Below are 16,555 nucleotides of genomic sequence, written 5' to 3' on the forward strand. Positions count from 1 at the left end.
CGGAGACTAGTCGATGTTTGGTAAGCAAATGCCTTCGGTTGTCCGTTCAAAAGACGAGGGAGAGAAGCCGTTCTGGATCTCCTTCGCTGATTTGATGACTGCGATGATGATTCTATTTCTGGTGGTCATGGTGGCGGCTTTGAGTTCTGTGACGCAGCGTATTAACCAAGCGGAGCAAGGAGAGAAGCAACGTAATAGGGACATCAGTCAGATCTGCGAGCACCTGAGCCTTAAGGCGAAGACTGCCAGTAAAACCATCGTTGTGGACTGTAAGGACAATCGGATTAGCTTCGGCGATGCTGGCCGATTTGGGCATAACCAGTACGCGCTGAGCAACGATGGCCAGTCGGCACTTCAGGAGGTTGTGCCGATGATTCTGGACGCGGCTAACAGTGAAGAAGGCCGAAAATGGTTCAAACAGGTTGTGATCGAGGGATCGACAGACACCGACGGCTCTTATCTTTATAACCTGCACCTTTCACTGCAGCGTTCAGAGTGGGTGATGTGCAGCCTGCTCGATAGCCGCAGCCCGCTCCAAGTCGGATTGTCGCCGGAGCACCAACAGCAAATCAGATCGATTTTCCTGGCGGGCGGTGTGTCGTTCAACAATGCAAAGGACACCAAAGAAGAAAGCCGGCGAGTGGAGTTGCGCATGCAGTTCTTTGGCTTGAAGGAAAAGGAGGACAACCTCAAGCCAGAGGTACCGGTGTTCAATAACACTGATATGGAAAAGTGTCAGTTGGCGATGAGCCGATGACTAGCCCAATCGCGAGGCTTTCCGCCGCTATTAACCTGAGTCTGTTGGCACATCGCACAGGGCCGGCGCCTGAACCGTTGGCGCGATTCCCCCGTCTGGGTGCTGCGGGAATTGATCTTTACGAAAGATTCGAACGCGCTGAAAAAGCTTTGCCGCCACCTCAGGAAAAGCGCCGCGCTGCGATAAACAAATTCCGCAATGTACTCCCACTCAACGCCTCAGAATGGCGTTTGGTTTTTGCCGGTCTCTCGGACAAGAGTGAGCGAGTCGGACCGATACTGGACGATGACCAGCTTTTTGACCGAGTGCACAAAGAAATCCATCACCGTATCGAAAAGCGGAGGCTGAGCCGCCGAGACTGGTTGGCGCTGTGCTTTAGCTACTTTGGGTACGAGGCCGCCACGCCTGATAAGAGCGCCAATTGGTGTCTGTTGCGGGAAGACGTTCAGCTTGGCTTCGAATGCGTCAGAGGCCAGCAAAAACGCGAGAAGGAATGGGTTCACATCGTCCAGCAGCATCAGGAGCTTTTCTCCGAGCAGGCAGGTGCCAGGCTGGGTGACCAGATGTTCAAGGGAGAGATCAGCGACCTTTCGGCATTGCAGACGATTGCGCAGATCCCTGACAGCAGTTGGCTGTGGCGAAGGATCTTTAACGTACTTATCTCTCGTATTTTTATGTTGGATGACGCCGAGTTTTCTCAGCGCTTAGCCGACCTTGTCGATATCGGTCGGCAGCATCCGCGGTACATGAACGACATTCTGAGTGCATGTCTGTCGCGTTATCACTTGGCAGCCTATCGAGAAAAGCCGTCGTCGCTGCTCAAACAGGTTGCACTCGACAATTGGGGCAGCCCTCAGATCCGTTCCAGGCAAAACAGCTGGCTGCAGTATGTTGAAAAAGATGTCTGTGCAATGGTCGTTGCATGGTTCGCAAAGGAAGATCTTGAACACTTCTTCAACCTGTTGAAGGGAGACTCCGAGGTCGATCAATCGCGTCTGCACTATTGGCTGCGATTTGCCAACCAAATGAGCTACACCCGAATTGTTATGGGGGCGGATGCGTGGAATGACCGCGGGCGGGACTTCGTCCATTTCCGTGAGAAAAACAAAGGGCGCTTGAGCAAGCTGATAGGCGGTCCTGGGCACAACAACGCTGTAGTGATGCAGATTGGGAACTACTTTTTCGTGGAGTTCTCCGGCACAGGCAATGCCTGCTATGTGTACAAAGCAGATGATTCGCCATTCAACCCAGACAAATCCCAGCTTGAGCTGACCGCCGAGCTGAAGCAGGCAAATCGTGCGCTGGATCGAATGCGGCATTCACCTGCACCGAGCCGCCCAAACCGTATAGAGGGTTGGCTGAGCAAATTCGATGACTCTCTAGGGAAATTGGGCATTCGCGTGCAGAGTCAGGCCGGCACGCCAGGGTCATCCAAACCCATGGCTTTCGAAGACCAAGTCCGTGACGCCCTGAAGTCGGTCAAGCACAAAGTCTATGACCAGCGCGCGCGCGGTGGCGCGTTTCAGGTCCAGCTTGATGACAATGATCAGGCTGCCGTTGCAGCGCTCCAACGCCTGGGCTTCAAGCCCGTCAATCACCAGCCACTCAGGTTTTGGAGACAGTAATGCTCAAGCGTTTGCTGAAAGGCATCGGCCGGCAGCCGAATTCGGCGGTAGAAAATACTGAGCCTGTTTTTTCCATTGAGGAGCAGGGGTTTTGTTATCCCCTGAGCTTGGCGGAGAATGCGCAGTCCTGGCCGCTGGCAAGCTATTTGGATCAGTTGGAAGAGGAGGAGTTCGTCTCTCAGCTCAGCGATCGTTGGTTGCTGACGTGGGACGAGCTTTATCGGCTTCTTGATGAGCCAGAGCACTTAACAAGTCTGCCGCTATTGGGGTTGCCGCCACAGACAGCCCTCATCCCTCAATTGAGCAGCCAAGGCAGTCTTGCCTCTGACGACTTCAAGGTCGCTGTCAGTGGATGGCGCGACCCGCAGTCCAATGCAAATGTGCAGGTGCAGGTGCAGCGTACAGGTGCCATCGTCCAGCGCAACGGAATAATGGAAATTCTGCCCGAGTCGTCGTGGAAACTGACCGGTGCGGTACGGCAACTTTATCTGGCTCAGCAAAATGAGCCGGGTGAAGTAACTAACCAGATTGGCTGGGCTAGCATCAGGAAGTTGGCGCGCAAGGCTGGTGCCGGTATGGATGGCTTCTTGGATAAGACCGTCGTTATCAAACCTGAAAGCTTGCGACTCAACCCGCGAAAATCGACAGTAGGCAATATACCGGTTATCGAACTGGAACCCACCTTTGAAGGCCAGCCGGCAAACTGGCTTGAAAGTTTCGACGGCGCTAATCAGGTTCAGGATCGATATCGGGTGACTGGTGATGATGGATCGCTGACACACGTGCTGATTGATCCCGAAGTCAAATCTGTATTGGACTATGTGCGCTCGTTGCCCGGGCGTCGGGTCGCTGGGGACGATGCTCTTTCTTTCGTCCGCAACCCTTACAGCGCACTCGGCGAAAGTGCCGCGCAAGTGTTGGATGCCGAGACTTATGAAGACGACCTGGCCGAGGCTGGGATTTTCTTTCATCGCTTTCATCTGGAGCCCAAACTGGATGAAGCGGGACAGCGCATCGAGCAGGTAAATCTGACTCTCGAACCGATCTCGCCAACGCCGCAAGCGCCCATCGAAGTTGAATTCAAAGCGGCCTATGAGCTCGCGCCGTTCGTGCATGAATTGCAACTGAAGTTAGCCGCTGGAATGCCAGCTGGTTTCTGGCAGGGCTATGAGCTGGAACTCAGCGATTTTGATTTGCGCCAGTTGGCAGGCATCAGCGATCTGCTTAAGCGTTGGCAAAACGAAGCGGCCGGTATTGAGTTCGACTCAGTCCTAGACCTGTCTCTTTACGGAGACCGTGTGACTGGCATCGGGGAAGCGGAAAGAATTACTTCGCCTTTCCTCGTCAAGGAGGCGACCGAGAACTGGTTGCCGAAGGATGTGGCGGCGCTGGGCATTGACGCAGAAATTCTTGGGCGTTGGGATCCATCCGACCGTGCTCAATTTGAAGCGTTTGAGCAGCGGCTGGACGAAGCTCGCGCTGCCGGTGATGAAACGGTCTGTTTGCCAGAGTCCGAAACACCGCTGTCGATTGCCGCCGCCGAGCGACTGTTTAATGCCTGGTCCAAGAAGATCGCCCCTGTCGAGACCGGCCTGGTCCAGCAACAGGAAAAAGTTGGTCGCGCCGTACTGCAAATCGGCCACAACATCGACGAACCGACCTACGTTGAGATTCGCCAAGCAGCATTACGCGCCGCTTTGGATGCAATACCAGAGTTGCCCAGCTTGCTCAAGCCTGAGGTCGTATTGCGTGAGCACCAGCTTCAAGGCGTCGCGTGGTTGCAGCATTTGTTCCGCTTGTCCCCCGCGGACGTGTCAGGTTGCTTGCTCGCTGATGACATGGGGCTTGGGAAAACGATCCAGTTGCTCACCTTCCTTGTCTGGTACCTGGAAAAATATCCACAAGACAAACCGACACTTATCGTCGCCCCAGTTTCGTTGCTTGATAACTGGGAGCGTGAGCTTCATCGGTTCTTCTTCGCTGATGCACTACCAGTGTTGAAGCTGTATGGCTCAGCCTTGAGTGCAGTGAAGTTCAAGAAGGAAGAAATACCTGCTGACTTGAAAGCAAAAGGCATCAAGAATTTGCTGCGCCCAGGTTGGGTGGGCGGCGCCCGAATCGTCCTGACGACTTACGAGACACTTCGCGATCAGGAGTTTTCCCTGGCGCGCCAGCAGTGGTCGATCGTCGTGTGCGATGAAGCGCAGAAGCTGAAGAACCCCGCGGCACTGGTGACTCAAGCGATCAAAGCCATTCCTGCGAGATTTCGAGTGGCGTGTACCGGTACGCCTGTCGAGAACACCCTGATCGATCTCTGGTGTCTGTTCGACTTCATTCAACCAGGTTTTCTAGGTGGTTTGAACCAGTTCGGTCGCGAGTATCAGCGCCCAATCGAAGCCGCGTTGGAGCGTGACACGGTTGCCCTGGAGCGCCTTCGAGGGCTTATCGATCCGCAGACTTTGCGCCGAACCAAGCAGGACATTGCCAAAGACCTGCCCGCCAAAATCGAAGACACAGCATGCCGTTCACTTAGCATGCATGCCTTGCAACGCAATCTGTACCTGTCCGAAATATCCGCGTACAGCCAGAAGCAGCAGATTGAAGAACAGCTCGATCAAAAGACCTCCGGCATGCTCGGGTTGCTGCACAAGCTCAAGCTCATTTGTGCTCATCCTTACAGCGTTCAGCCAGACAAGCGATTGCGCGACAACTCGCCGAAGCTGCAATGGTTGATGCAGACCCTTGAGTCGATCAAAAGAGCTGGAAATGGCGACAAGGTCATTGTCTTTACCGAGTTGCGTGATATTCAGCGGGAGTTGCAGCACTCGATCCAGGAGCATTTCGGGTTTCGGGCAACCGTCATCAACGGCGATACCAGTACCAGCAGCCAGAGTGCGAATAGCCGGCAGCGGCTGATCGACCAATTCCAGGAGCTGCCGGGATTCGCAGTCATCATTCTGTCGACCATCGCTGTCGGGTTTGGGGTGAACGTGCAGGCAGCCAACCACGTCATTCACTTCACCCGTTGCTGGAACCCGGCCAAGGAAGATCAAGCAACTGACAGGGCTTATCGGATTGGGCAGGAGAAGGATGTCTATGTGTACTACCCGACGGTTCGTGATGCGCAGATGCCGACGTTCGAAGCGACACTCGATGAGTTGCTGAGTAAGCGGCGGGCGTTGGCGCGGGACATGTTGAGTGGGGCTTCGGATATTCAGGCTTCGGACTTTGAGGCGCTGCTGAAAACACGCTGAGCCCGACTTGCAGGAAAACGTTGCTTGGCGATATGTCAAATATAAGTACAGGTAAGTTCCTGCTCGGGTTTGCAAATAGGCAAAAACCAGCCAAGTGGCGCTTGTCTGGTACAACCTGTGAGCGGATTGCTTACCTGTGCACACGTGCAGTATTGGCGCCGAAAGCTCAGCGGCTTACTGTGCGCAGCATCCGAGTCTGCTGCCCACCTTAACCCGCTCTCCTGAGCAAGGCATGATGCAAGAACTCCTAACCGGAAGAACCCGACTGCTATGACCAATCTGAGCACGGAAGCGATTCACCTGCCGCAACCCACTGAACTATCCAGCAAGATCGTCAGTGTCTATGAACTGCTTATGGATTCTGCGCTGGATGTTCCCCAGTACCAGCGTCCCTACAAGTGGACCGGGAAGAATATCAACCAACTGTTCTCCGATATCGCCATCCACAAGGACAAGTCCGCCTACCGCTTGGGCACTATCGTTTTTCATCAAGAGGGTGGGACAAGGAACATCGTCGACGGCCAGCAGCGGACTGTCAGCCTGCTGCTGGCGGCCCGTGCGTTGATTCAGCGTAACAAAGAAAAAAAGCTCGAACGCAAAGATCTGCAAGAGCGCCTGCTTAAACTTGAGCAAGCGATGGTGAACCCAAGCTTTAGCAGCGAGATCTCGCAGAAGAACATCCACAGCAATTACCTTGAGGTGGCCCGCATCGTTTCCCGTGCGGACTTCACCGAGGTGCATATCGACTTCTTCCTGAACAAGTGCCAGGTCGTGGCCGTGGCCTTGAACGATGTGTCGGAAGCCTTCCAATTCTTCGACTCGCAGAATGCGCGGGGCCGGGACCTGGAGCCCCATGATTTGCTCAAGGCTTATCATCTGCGTGAGTTCGGCCCGCATGACGAGCCATTGAAGGCGGCAACTGTAGCGCGTTGGGAGAACAGCGACTCCAAGGAGTTGGCCACACTGTTCTCCCAGTACCTGTACCGCATCCGCAACTGGTCGAAAGGGGTTTCGGCTCGTTACTTCAGCAAAGATGACAGCGACTTGTTCAAGGGCGTGAACATCGACACGGTGGCCAGCTATCCCTATGTGGAGCAACTGCGCATCGCCCACCATTTTGTCGATAACTACAACGGGCAGTACGAGCGCAAGATCGACTCGCGCGAGCTCGGTTTTCCCTTCCATCTGGACCAGCTCATCATCAATGGTCGGCGCTTTTTTGAGCTGATCAGCCACTACCAGAGTAAAGTGGCGCGGATCAGCGCCGAGTCCTGGAACGGGCATGAACTGGTGGGGGCTGAAGGGCTCGATGGCTATGCGAAAACTATCATGGATACCCTCAACACTTACCCGGCAAGAACCCGAACCGGCGATTGTTATGTACGGGCGATGTTCGATTGCCTGTTGATCTATTACATCGACAAGTTTGGTCACGCGGATATCTCCCGCGCCATCGAAAAGGTTTTCATCTGGGCCTATAGCCTGCGCCTGAAGATGCAGGTAGTGCAGCTGGCAAGCATGGATAACCACGTGCTGGAGAACAATTTGTTCAGGTTGATCAAGGACGCCACACGTCCTGCCGACTTTACCAACTGCAGCCTGGCGGTGATGAGCGGTACGAAGTCAACCAAGACCGGTGAGATCGAGGCTCTGTTCAAGGCGATGAAATATTATGAGTAATGAAATCAGCCAGCTTTCCATCAAGGCGCTGCTGAGCGGTAGCGTTGAGTATGTTATCCCGATGTATCAGCGTAATTACGCCTGGGAGGAGGGTGAGATAACTCAGCTGATTCAGGACGTGATCGACTACCTGCCAATGACCTCTGATAAAGCGCGCAATTACTACATTGGCACTCTGGTGGTGTATGAGCGCCCGGATAGCAAAACCCCGGTGTTTGAAACCATTGACGGCCAACAGCGGCTGACGACCCTGTCGTTGTTGACGTCGTATCTGAAAAACACCCGGTTGGTGGATCTCGCCTGGTATTCGACTTTGAGCATTCACTTTGACAGCCGCGAACATTCGCGCGCGACCTTTGAGGCCATCTTCGAGGGGAAGTTCAACGACGATCCTGCCGAGGTATTGGTCGAGAGGCAGATCAATACCGGAATCCTCAATGGCTATCGGCTGATCCAGAAAGTCTTGCCTCAGAAGCTGAAGGAGAAGGGAATTTCGCCTCAGCAATTCGCCGACTACTTGTTTGACTTCGTACAAATCATGCGGGTTAAGGTACCGGCTGATACGGACCTGAACCATTACTTCGAGATTATGAACAACCGGGGTGAGCAGCTGGAAAAGCACGAAGTGCTCAAGGCGCGGATGATGGAGAAGTTGCAGGGCTGCGAGCAGAGTCAGAATTGCTTGCACGCAGTGTGGGAAGCCTGTGCCAACATGGAGCGCTATGTGCAAATGGGCTTCACGCCTGGCCAGCGTGGCAGCATTTTTGGCGAAAAGAACTGGGGACGGTTTGAACTCGCTGACTTCGATTCGCTTCGGGCTGCGTTGCACAGTACGCAAGAGGTGGCTGCCCAGCAGGACACTCGCTTGACCCTTGATCAGATCATTGCCAAGGCACCGGTCGCTGCGAAGCAGGATGAGCCAAGCGAGGACTTGCCAGAGCGTTTCAACACGATTATCAACTTCCCGAACTTCCTGTTGCATGTGCTGCGCGTCGATATCCAAGTGGACATCCCTCTGGATGACAAACGCCTGCTCGACACCTTTGAAGAGTACGTATTAAAACAACCTGACCCAGTGGCCGCGGTGAAGCGTTTTACCTTCAGCCTGTTGCGCTGCAAGTATCTGTTTGACCAGTATGTAATCAAGCGCGAGTTCATCAAGGGCGCTGATGGCTGGAGCCTCAAACGCTTCAAGTGGAATGAGGGCGGTGAGCGCAGCCGCGCTGGTCGAGGAAGTTATGTGAATACCTTCGGCGAAGAGGACGGTAATGAAGGCATCAACCGTCGCATTCTGATGCTGCTGTCGGCATTTCATGTTTCTACGCCAACGCTGGTCTACAAACACTGGCTGAATGCGGCGCTGCATCACCTGTTTCATGCTGATCAGATTGACGCTCAAGCTTATCTTCAGCACATGGAGTCGGTCGCCAAGGCGTTTGTCTTTGACCGCTTTCTCGCTCCAGAGGCTGGCCTGGAGTACTACGCGATCATCTATCAGAACAAGGGTGGATGTCAGACACGCCGCGAAAGCATTACGGCGGAGAAATTTGAGTCCAGATTGACGTTTGGCAACATCGAAAACAACCTGGTGTTCAACTTTCTGGACTACCTGCTTTGGCTTGAGCACGGCGCAAGCGAGCCGGTTAAATCCTATGAATTCACCTTCCGTAGTTCGGTAGAGCATTACTACCCGCAGCATCCATTAGACGGACAAGTTCAGCTCGACGCTGACACGCTTAATTCATTCGGTAATCTATGCCTGATCAGCCACAGCAAGAACTCTCGTTTGAGCAATTTCATGCCTATGGCGAAGAAAGAGTTTTATCAGGACAACAGCATCGATAGTGTCAAGCAGTATCTGATGATGGAAACAACATCTTGGGATGTCGACGCTATACGTACGCATTGCGAACAAATGAAAACCGTGTTGCTCCAGAGCCTCGCCAGTAAACACGAAACCGAGTAACGATGCAGGTGCATCTGGTAACTCAACAACCTCGCTTTGAACACCGCATCCGGAATGGCGCTCAGGCCCAGGATGCGGTTCTCAGCGAAAACTGTCGACTCGACCGATCACGACACTCCTTGTCGCGAAGCCCCTCATGCTTCTCTCATCAACAGGCAAAGCGATGGTTTTCATCGACCCGAGCCACTGAGATCTGTAACCCCGAGAGGCTGCACCATGAAAAAACTGTTCGCAATTGTTGGCGTCATCGTCGTCGCCAAAAAAGGCTACGAGTTCTTCCGTGAATACATGGAGATGAAACAGGAGCTGGAAAAACGAGCGGCTGAATCGGCCTGATAACTGCGGCACTGTCGACCGCGTTTTTTCCACCACCAGCAGGTTCTTCTCTAATGCCCTGGCCACCACATCCCTTCACATTCACCTGCCCCCAATGCCATTGGCATAAAACAACTGTGCCACCCAGCGATGCGCTGCGTGAGGGCAAAGACTGGTTTTCAGCTTGCCCTGCATGCGAGCATTTCGACCTGGATGTCCGGCCTGCGACCGGGCTGGAAATCTTCAAGGCCAAGCTGACGCGACCGTTCAGCTAGAGATTCATTCGGTGCGAGATTTGCGATGTGTAACGATAAAACTGAAAGTCCCTCGGATACCCCATCTCCCTCAGTAGTTGAGGCTGATAGTGAGGTCGAGTACAGCGAGGAGTTCGCCGCCATGAACCTGGAACAGGAGGAGAATGGCTGTTTCCAGGAAATCGATGTCGATGACATGCTCGCAATGCTCGACCGCATGATCCTTGAGGCCCAGGGCTTGGGCACTGTGCATTAACTTTCCGGGCAGAGCGTCAACAACTGATCCAGCTTGCATGGCGATACCTGACCGTCCATGCCCCAATGATCGCAAGAGTAGGTGCCGCCGCGCACCGCTTTGCCTTCTTCGTCATAGACGGCAATGACCGCGTTCCAAAGTGATGCCTTTGGTGCTTCGCTCAGAGGATCCAGGCACAGCAGATGAGTGGGTTGGTAGACACCGCCATCCTCATAGCCCTGATGCCCCACGACCATCAACCAGTGGCCTTCCAGCTTCGACCAGCTCACGCAGACCAGGACGACAGCGTCGCTTTTGATGGCGTCCTGTACAGCGTCGACGATCTCTTTCTTATTGCCATTGATCAGCTCAGACAAAATTCCCTCACCCCGAAAATGCCCCGCCAGGCCAATCAGGTCCTTGGTGGTTGTGCCCCGGGAAACCAGTGCGCCATGCTCTCGTAGTGCATTACGGAATCGGCCTTCGCGACTGCGTCCATCCCAGTCACCCATGTAGGCGATATGTTCCCGCTCAAGCGCACCCAGGGTGATCAGGCCCATCATGAGGGCGTAGGGGCCGCAAGCGGCGTCGGCATCACCTTGACGCATGTGTATCAGGCCCGGTTTGTCGAGGGCGCAGGTAACAGGGCCTTCGGGGGAAACCATTAGCCAGGGACTGACAAACATCTTGTTCATTGCAAATTTCCTTGTTGCACGATTTTTGAAAGGAAAGCGGTGCTTCACTTGTTAGATGGATGCGGCAATCAGTGGTACAGACTGAGGACGTCAGACCCGCACCACCGGGTAGTCTCCTCGTTTGAAGAGGGCGTGATCAGAGCGGTGAATCACGGCGGTGATAGTGACAGTACCGGGCTCATCGCCGGGCACTTGTTGGGGGCACAGTATGGTGCTGCAGCGATTCCTGCTCGATGGTTTGATCGACTGGAATTGCGTCAGGTTATTGTGCAAATTGCGGAGGATGTCGAGCGCATTCCGCGTGAGTATTGCGGGTATGACGGGGAGTTCGATCAGCAGATCGAGCTGGCATATCCCGGAAGTTGAGGGGCTGTGCCAATAAAATCCCACTAAGCCATCATCGGGCATCTGCGCTAAATGTAGTCGGCCCGGTTGTAGGTACTGTGTACCTCATCTTTATCGACGTGGGCTAGCGAAATCTCGATTAACTCGGGATACCGACCTTGTTCATTGAGGATGGCGCTCGCCATTTCTCGCATGTCGTAACTTACAACTCCGTTCGCAAATACCTGATATTCGATAGTGGATTAGCTCTGGCCGTTCAGGCGCCCGTTGCATCCTGCTCGGGGCACCTGAGCAGAGTCAGTTCAATCTTCTGAATTCTGCGTCGATGGCCTCAGCTTCAACGCGCCATGCTTGAAAGCGCTGCTGACGTACACGGCTTTCATCCAGATTGATTTGCAGTTCTTGTCGGCGTGTATTGAGCAGCAGGTAGTCGGGGAAGAACTCCTCCTTGAAGCGCTCGGAGTTCACAAGAGCGAGAAAGTCCTGACGCTGCTGTTCGAAGTTGTCGACCATTGTTGCAATGGTCTTCTTGAATGCTTCTTCGCGCTTGTATTGCTCCCAGCTGTCCCAAGCCTCAAGGGCCACACCGACCAAGGCCAGTGCCCCGTTGGCGCCTTTGGCAAACTTCACGGCGCCCCATGGTTTGAACTTCAGGTACTTGCCGATATCCATACCCACCGTCTTGGCAATCGTAGTGAGGCCATCACGTGCGGCCAGTACCGTGGTGTTGTTGATCAGGTTGCCTTTGAGCACGTGGTTGATGCCTTGTTTGCCCAAGGCTTTGACGGTGGTGTTGAAGTGGTTGACCTCGCTATCGAAGCCAACCTGCATCTTTTCGACCTCAAGCGTGATCGACTGGGTCTGGCGGCTGAATTCATTCTGCAGGCGGGTAGACAAGATAATGCCTTCGGCACCGACCTCTCGCTCGAAGAAGTCAGCGAAGGTTTCCAGGCTGCAACCTTTGGCTTGCAGGATCAGGTCGGAGAAGTAGCGAGTGGCAAACTCGCGCAAGCTGATGCGTGCGTGTTCGATTTGCTGCCCGGTAATTGTCAACTGTTTGCCCAGGCGAGCATTGAGCTCGTCGAGCTTATCGACCTCCAGGGAAACCTTCTGATCGTTCTCGATGGCAACGGGTAGTTGGTTGCTGAGCACGTCACGGATAACGCTGGCGCGCATTTCGTTGACCAGCGCGACGCTTCCACCGTTCTGCTGCATCTTTCCTGTGGTGGCCGTCTGCAACATGGTGATATGCGACAGAGCCTTGAACTGCTCTAGATTGTCCAGCCAGTGCTCCACACCCATGTCGAAGGGGTTGGCAGCCACAGCGACAATGGACAGTTCGGCCGCTTCCTGGTCGCTCAGGCCGATCTGTTCGCGAAGCCGGCCTGTCACGTTGTCGCGCTTAACCTGCAGGTTGGCCTGGTAGTCCTGCTCGTCATCCACGTCGGCCACTTCATCGAAGCGACTGAGGACGAAAACTGTGCGCGGTAGCAGATCCAGTGTGCGGAACAACCAGGTCAGGTCATCCTTGTGGCTTTCTTTGACGGGGTTGGTCGAGTTCATCACGTAGAGCACCAGGTGAGATTCGCTCACATACTTTTTTGTGATGTCCTTGTACTTCTCGATGGTGTGAGTTTCGGCATTTTCCTGTTGCTTGAAGCCGAACAGCCCTGGGGTGTCGATCAGCACAAAGTCTTCGTCGACTTCGTAAACTTTCACCTCATTGGAAGACTCCTGGTGACTGATCTTCATGCTGGATCTGTCCAGCTTCTCCATCCAGGCCGCCGCAATCGAAGTCTTGCCTTCAGAGAACCCGCCAATCAGCGCGACCTTGAGTTTTTCACCAGACACGCTGTTGATGACATTCTGCAGTTTGCTGCTCAAAGTAGGGTCAATCGGTACTCCGGCCTGCGCGCCCTGGCCAAGAAAATCTTTCAGCCTGTCGAGCAGCGTCAGCGCGCTTGTCTGTTGGGCTTTGAACGTCTTGAGAGTATTTTCCATTACAGATTTCCTGCGATTTCGATTTGGCGGGAGAGGGTTTTTAGGCGGTTGGTCGAGCGAGCCAGCGTATGCACCTGATTAGCGGCTTGTTTACCAGGCGCTTCCAATGCGAGGTCGAGCTGGTCGATAGTCCCCTGCATTTCCCTCAGGGCATTTTCCAGGCTAACACGCAGCGTGTCGCGCAATTGCTCGGTGGCGCTGCGCAGGTTTTTATCAAGGGCTTGGCGTTGCTGGGATTTTTTGTAGTCCGTGCTGAGCGCGCTCCATAATGCTTTGCCGATCGAGACCAGTGCGGTAAGTACTGAGGCCCCAACAAGCCACAGGCTGGCCCCGCCTGTGAACGGTGCCGCGGCAATACCGACAAGGCTGGCCAGCAGTCCCGCAACCTTGATGCCGTTGTCGATCTTTATGTTGAGGTTGAAATGCTCGTTAAATCGCATGCTGCCGAGCTTTGCGTAGCTGGCGGTCAGCTCTTGGGCATGTTTTTCGAAGCGCGCAAGAATATCCTCGGCCGCGTTCTGGAATTTGCCGACCTCTGCGATCACTTCCTTGGGCAGTTGCCTGCCCAGCTGTCGCTGTTGGGTATCGAGGTGGTCACTCAGGGCATTCTTGAAGGCATCGTTGCTGATATCGTCTTCAATGCGTGCGTAGACACTGTTACGCACGTTGCTGGCGAAGTCGTCAATCAAGGTTTCGCCGCAAGCCTCCAGACGTTTTTTCAGCGCCTGGAAGCTGCTGTTCAACTGACTTTTGGCGCTTTGCTCTTCCTGGGAGAGCTTGTTCGACAGGCCGATCAGGGTTTGCTGAACACTTGAGAGTGTTTCGGTGGTCTGGTTGAGCGCCTCATTGGCCTTGTTAAAGTTGGCCCGAATGATCTTGGCCTTGCCATTATGGATCAACCGACTGTTTAGCAGCTGCAGGAAGGCGCGCAGGCGGGACTTTTCCAGTAACTCGTCGGCACCAAAGTCCGCGAGCACCTTGCTGCGGCGTTTGGCATCCTGCGACCCCGGCGCGAGGTGGTCGGTCGAGGCAAGGAATGCAGGCAGCGCGCTTAGCGGGAACACCTCCTGATAGTGCTTGCCAAGCTGCTCGACCATCTTCTCGTCAAGCCCAGCAAGGCTGGTATTTTCGTCGTTGGAGATCAGTGGGCGGTCAGTCAGCGAGTGCTTGGGGCTGGTGATCTTCTTGTTGAAGATGGTCCATACCTCTGTTTGAGCTCCCAGGTGCTGTTTGATTTTTTCCAGTGTGCCTTGGTGCTGCCCGTCGCCCGTTTGTGGCGGTGCGGGCTGGTTGGTGACATAGAACACCGCATGAGCTGTCTGGACGGCACGTTCTATCTGATCGAGTACCAGGCCTTCCTTGCCTTCGATACCGGGTACATCCAACAGAGCGAAGGGCTGGCCGTCCAGCTCGAGTTCATAGCGCTGTGTCTCTCGGGTAAAGTCGGCCCTGCCGTCACCGATGATTTCACCATCGGCATGAACCTGCAGTTCCGCCAGCAAGTGTGCCAGCTGGGTTTCATTTTCCAGGCGCTGCTGGACAAGAGTTCGCTGATGGTGTGCTGCCTCTGCCTGCTGGGCGGCAAGCGCCGCACAGGCATCGTCGCGCGACGTTGCGATCACGCCCAGCTGCCGCTCCAGAACAAGGCGCTCCTGCCCGGCGTTCTGCTGTTCGGCGTCCAGGGTCGCGGCAGCGCTGTCGCGTGCCGCAGTGGTCTCTGTCAGTGACGCGGTGGCCTTATTCAACTCGACCTCTTCCGGCATTTTTCTGAACAGGTTCAACAGAGTCTGCCAGAGTGAGGCGGTGCTTTTACGCGTGGCGAGAAGGGTGTGCAGGCGGGTGACGGCTGCAAGGGCGTGCTTGTGCGATTGCTCGCGTTTTTCAAGTGCGCTGCCAAGCCGTTGCGTCAACTCACTGAATTGGGCGTTGGCTTGGTCGAGGGCGCTCTGGGCTTCCCTGAAAGGCTGTTCGAATTGCTGCAATGTGACACTCAGCTGCTGCGTCAATTCGCCAAGCCGAGCTTCAGCTTGCTCGATGTTCTGTTGCAACCGCTGCAGGGTTTCTTCAGTCAACCCATACTGCTCGCGCAGCTTGCGGAACGCCTGCTGACTGGCTCGCTTTCCAGGCTCCTGGAGCAGGATGCGCAAGGTCTCGATGAGGGTCGATTTGCCTGCGCCGGTTTCGCCGTAGAAGGCAATGGTAAACGTGTTCCACTCGGCGTTTTTCTCCAGTTCGGCGAGCCGCTCGAACAGTGCTGTCCGATGCTCGGTAAGCCGCCGGAGTGCCTCTTCTCGGGCCTGGTTCAAGGCTTCGTCGTCCGAGGGATGTCTCAGTTCACCTATGATGAGTGCCAGCTCGTCGTTGATTTGCTGGTAAACCTCACGTGGGCTGTTCAGTTCGAGTGTCATGTCGCGCTCTTCGGCGGGTTGTTCGGGCGCCAGAGTTGGCATGAGTGTGTCAACAGGTGTTTGAGCAGGCTCAGGCGAGCTGGGCGTGCACGCTTTGAAGCGAGTTGCGGCCAGCACTTCGGGTAGCCGCTCCCAGTAATCGGTGTGGCCAAAGTCGTTCATCTCGATGCTTTCGAAGTGCTCGACCTCGTTACGTCCCAAGCAGGTTTCACCCCAGTTCAGCAGCAGGGTTTTGTCTGCCTTTGAATAGGCATTGATCAGTCGCCCTTGGAGCAGGCCGCGCAGCTGGCGCGCTTCGATGGACGTTACCTCGACTGCGGCAGCCATCAGCAGCACATCGTTGATGGCCAACTGCTGCCTGTTCGTGAAGTTTCTCAGGCTACTGACGACCACCCTGCTGCCGAGCGAGTGGCCGATAAGGTTGATGGTGTCGATCTGTGGGTGGTTGCAGCGCAGGTACTCTTTCAACTGCTCTAGTAAAACCACTCCCATTCTTTCCGCCCGTGAGCGGGCATCGGTGAAATTCTTCAGCCGGTCCTTGGCGAAAGAGCCCGCAAGGCCCCAGTAACTGACGGGCCCAGCAGTGCTTCCTACCCCAGAGGACAGGCCTGCTGCGCCTAGCGCCCAGAGCGACGATTTGTCGAAGTGGAGATAGTGATTTGAAGGCCAGAACGCGAAGATGTTGGTGTAGTTGCTGAATTGATCGGGAATTTTTTCGAGTAAGAGCTTTTTTTCCTGGTCACTATGCCCAGCGCTGTACCCGTGGATAAATATGTTGGCTTCTGTCGTGTTGGGGCTGGCAGATGGTGAAGTCTGGAAATGAAATGGTTGGGGCATGTGAGTTCTCCCTATCCACGGTCATGCCGCTTTTCGAGCAGCGTCTGTGAATAGGGGTAGTGCGAGGACGCTAGAAGCAGGTGCAACAGGAGCAGTTGCCTGAGGAGAGAGTCCTTGGCTTCGGGCATAGCTTCTTCCTTGTCGTATTGAGCCGTAGTGACGTTTGCTGACAGCACTTATATG

At 54.8% G+C, this 16,555-nt stretch carries 10 protein-coding genes and 1 pseudogene; 6 read left to right on the plus strand and 5 right to left on the minus strand.

Annotation, left to right across the window (positions count from 1 at the left end; all coding sequences use genetic code 11):
* Nucleotides 1-13: 13 nt before the first annotated feature.
* The 5 genes from zorB1 to ASC74_RS09135 all read left to right on the plus strand — a co-directional run bounded on the left by zorB1 (nt 14) and on the right by ASC74_RS09135 (nt 9,282).
* Nucleotides 14-757 carry a type I Zorya anti-phage system protein ZorB1 gene (zorB1, locus tag ASC74_RS09115; RefSeq protein WP_056741006.1) on the plus strand — a complete coding sequence of 248 codons (744 nt, stop codon included), beginning with the start codon at nt 14-16 and terminating at the stop codon, nt 755-757.
* On the plus strand, nt 754-2,382 hold the full coding sequence (gene zorC / locus ASC74_RS09120; RefSeq protein WP_056741007.1) for a type I Zorya anti-phage system protein ZorC: 1,629 nt from the start codon (nt 754-756) through the stop codon (nt 2,380-2,382). The genes zorB1 and zorC overlap by 4 nt, the downstream gene beginning before the upstream one ends.
* A complete protein-coding gene (zorD, locus tag ASC74_RS09125; protein ID WP_056741009.1) occupies nt 2,382-5,636 on the plus strand; it encodes a type I Zorya anti-phage system protein ZorD in 3,255 nt (1,084 codons plus the stop codon). Before zorC ends, zorD begins: the two co-directional genes overlap by 1 nt.
* 270 nt (nt 5,637-5,906) lie before the next feature.
* Nucleotides 5,907-7,316, plus strand: a complete 1,410-nt coding sequence (locus tag ASC74_RS09130) for a DUF262 domain-containing protein (protein ID WP_056741011.1) — start codon at nt 5,907-5,909, stop codon at nt 7,314-7,316.
* Nucleotides 7,309-9,282 (plus strand): DUF262 domain-containing protein, encoded by a 1,974-nt coding sequence (locus ASC74_RS09135; protein ID WP_056741013.1) that lies wholly within the window; start codon nt 7,309-7,311, stop codon nt 9,280-9,282. The genes ASC74_RS09130 and ASC74_RS09135 overlap by 8 nt, the downstream gene beginning before the upstream one ends.
* A 660-nt stretch (nt 9,283-9,942) precedes the next feature.
* Here ASC74_RS09135 and ASC74_RS31585 read toward each other — a convergent pair.
* Nucleotides 9,943-10,104, minus strand: a complete 162-nt coding sequence (locus ASC74_RS31585) for a hypothetical protein (protein ID WP_156400807.1) — start codon at nt 10,102-10,104, stop codon at nt 9,943-9,945.
* Nucleotides 10,104-10,781, minus strand: a complete 678-nt coding sequence (locus tag ASC74_RS09140; protein ID WP_056741015.1) for a hypothetical protein — start codon at nt 10,779-10,781, stop codon at nt 10,104-10,106. The genes ASC74_RS31585 and ASC74_RS09140 overlap by 1 nt, the downstream gene beginning before the upstream one ends.
* Before the next feature lie 144 nt (nt 10,782-10,925).
* Here ASC74_RS09140 and ASC74_RS09145 point away from each other — a divergent pair, with 144 nt between their 5' ends.
* Entirely contained in the window at nt 10,926-11,147 is a 222-nt protein-coding gene (locus tag ASC74_RS09145) for an ADP-ribosylglycohydrolase family protein (protein ID WP_236713264.1), read from the plus strand.
* A 50-nt stretch (nt 11,148-11,197) separates the two neighbouring features.
* Here the strand turns inward: ASC74_RS09145 and ASC74_RS32030 are convergent.
* From ASC74_RS32030 to ASC74_RS09155, 3 genes and pseudogenes are all read right to left on the minus strand, one after another.
* Nucleotides 11,198-11,332: pseudogene (locus ASC74_RS32030) on the minus strand (integrase); the annotation flags it as partial.
* Nucleotides 11,333-11,423: 91 nt separating this feature from the next.
* A complete protein-coding gene (locus ASC74_RS09150) occupies nt 11,424-13,127 on the minus strand; it encodes a LeoA/HP0731 family dynamin-like GTPase (protein ID WP_056741019.1) in 1,704 nt (567 codons plus the stop codon).
* Complete coding sequence (locus ASC74_RS09155) at nt 13,127-16,372, minus strand: DUF726 domain-containing protein (RefSeq protein WP_056741021.1); 3,246 nt, start codon at nt 16,370-16,372, stop codon at nt 13,127-13,129. The genes ASC74_RS09150 and ASC74_RS09155 overlap by 1 nt, the downstream gene beginning before the upstream one ends.
* Nucleotides 16,373-16,555 lie beyond the last annotated feature (183 nt).

The sequence above is a fragment of the Pseudomonas sp. Root329 genome (assembly GCF_001424925.1).
Lineage (GTDB): Bacteria > Pseudomonadota > Gammaproteobacteria > Pseudomonadales > Pseudomonadaceae > Aquipseudomonas > Aquipseudomonas arabinosi.

Bases quoted from the DNA above. Each gene is read 5' to 3' on its own strand.
- zorB1 (WP_056741006.1), top strand. From the start codon at position 14: ATGTTTGGTAAGCAAATGCCTTCGGTTGTCCGTTCAAAAGACGAGGGA.
- zorC (WP_056741007.1), top strand. From the start codon at position 754: ATGACTAGCCCAATCGCGAGGCTTTCCGCCGCTATTAACCTGAGTCTG.
- zorD (WP_056741009.1), top strand. From the start codon at position 2,382: ATGCTCAAGCGTTTGCTGAAAGGCATCGGCCGGCAGCCGAATTCGGCG.
- ASC74_RS09130 (WP_056741011.1), top strand. From the start codon at position 5,907: ATGACCAATCTGAGCACGGAAGCGATTCACCTGCCGCAACCCACTGAA.
- ASC74_RS09135 (WP_056741013.1), top strand. From the start codon at position 7,309: ATGAGTAATGAAATCAGCCAGCTTTCCATCAAGGCGCTGCTGAGCGGT.
- ASC74_RS31585 (WP_156400807.1), bottom strand. From the start codon at position 10,104: ATGCACAGTGCCCAAGCCCTGGGCCTCAAGGATCATGCGGTCGAGCAT.
- ASC74_RS09140 (WP_056741015.1), bottom strand. From the start codon at position 10,781: ATGAACAAGATGTTTGTCAGTCCCTGGCTAATGGTTTCCCCCGAAGGC.
- ASC74_RS09150 (WP_056741019.1), bottom strand. From the start codon at position 13,127: ATGGAAAATACTCTCAAGACGTTCAAAGCCCAACAGACAAGCGCGCTG.
- ASC74_RS09155 (WP_056741021.1), bottom strand. From the start codon at position 16,372: ATGCCCCAACCATTTCATTTCCAGACTTCACCATCTGCCAGCCCCAAC.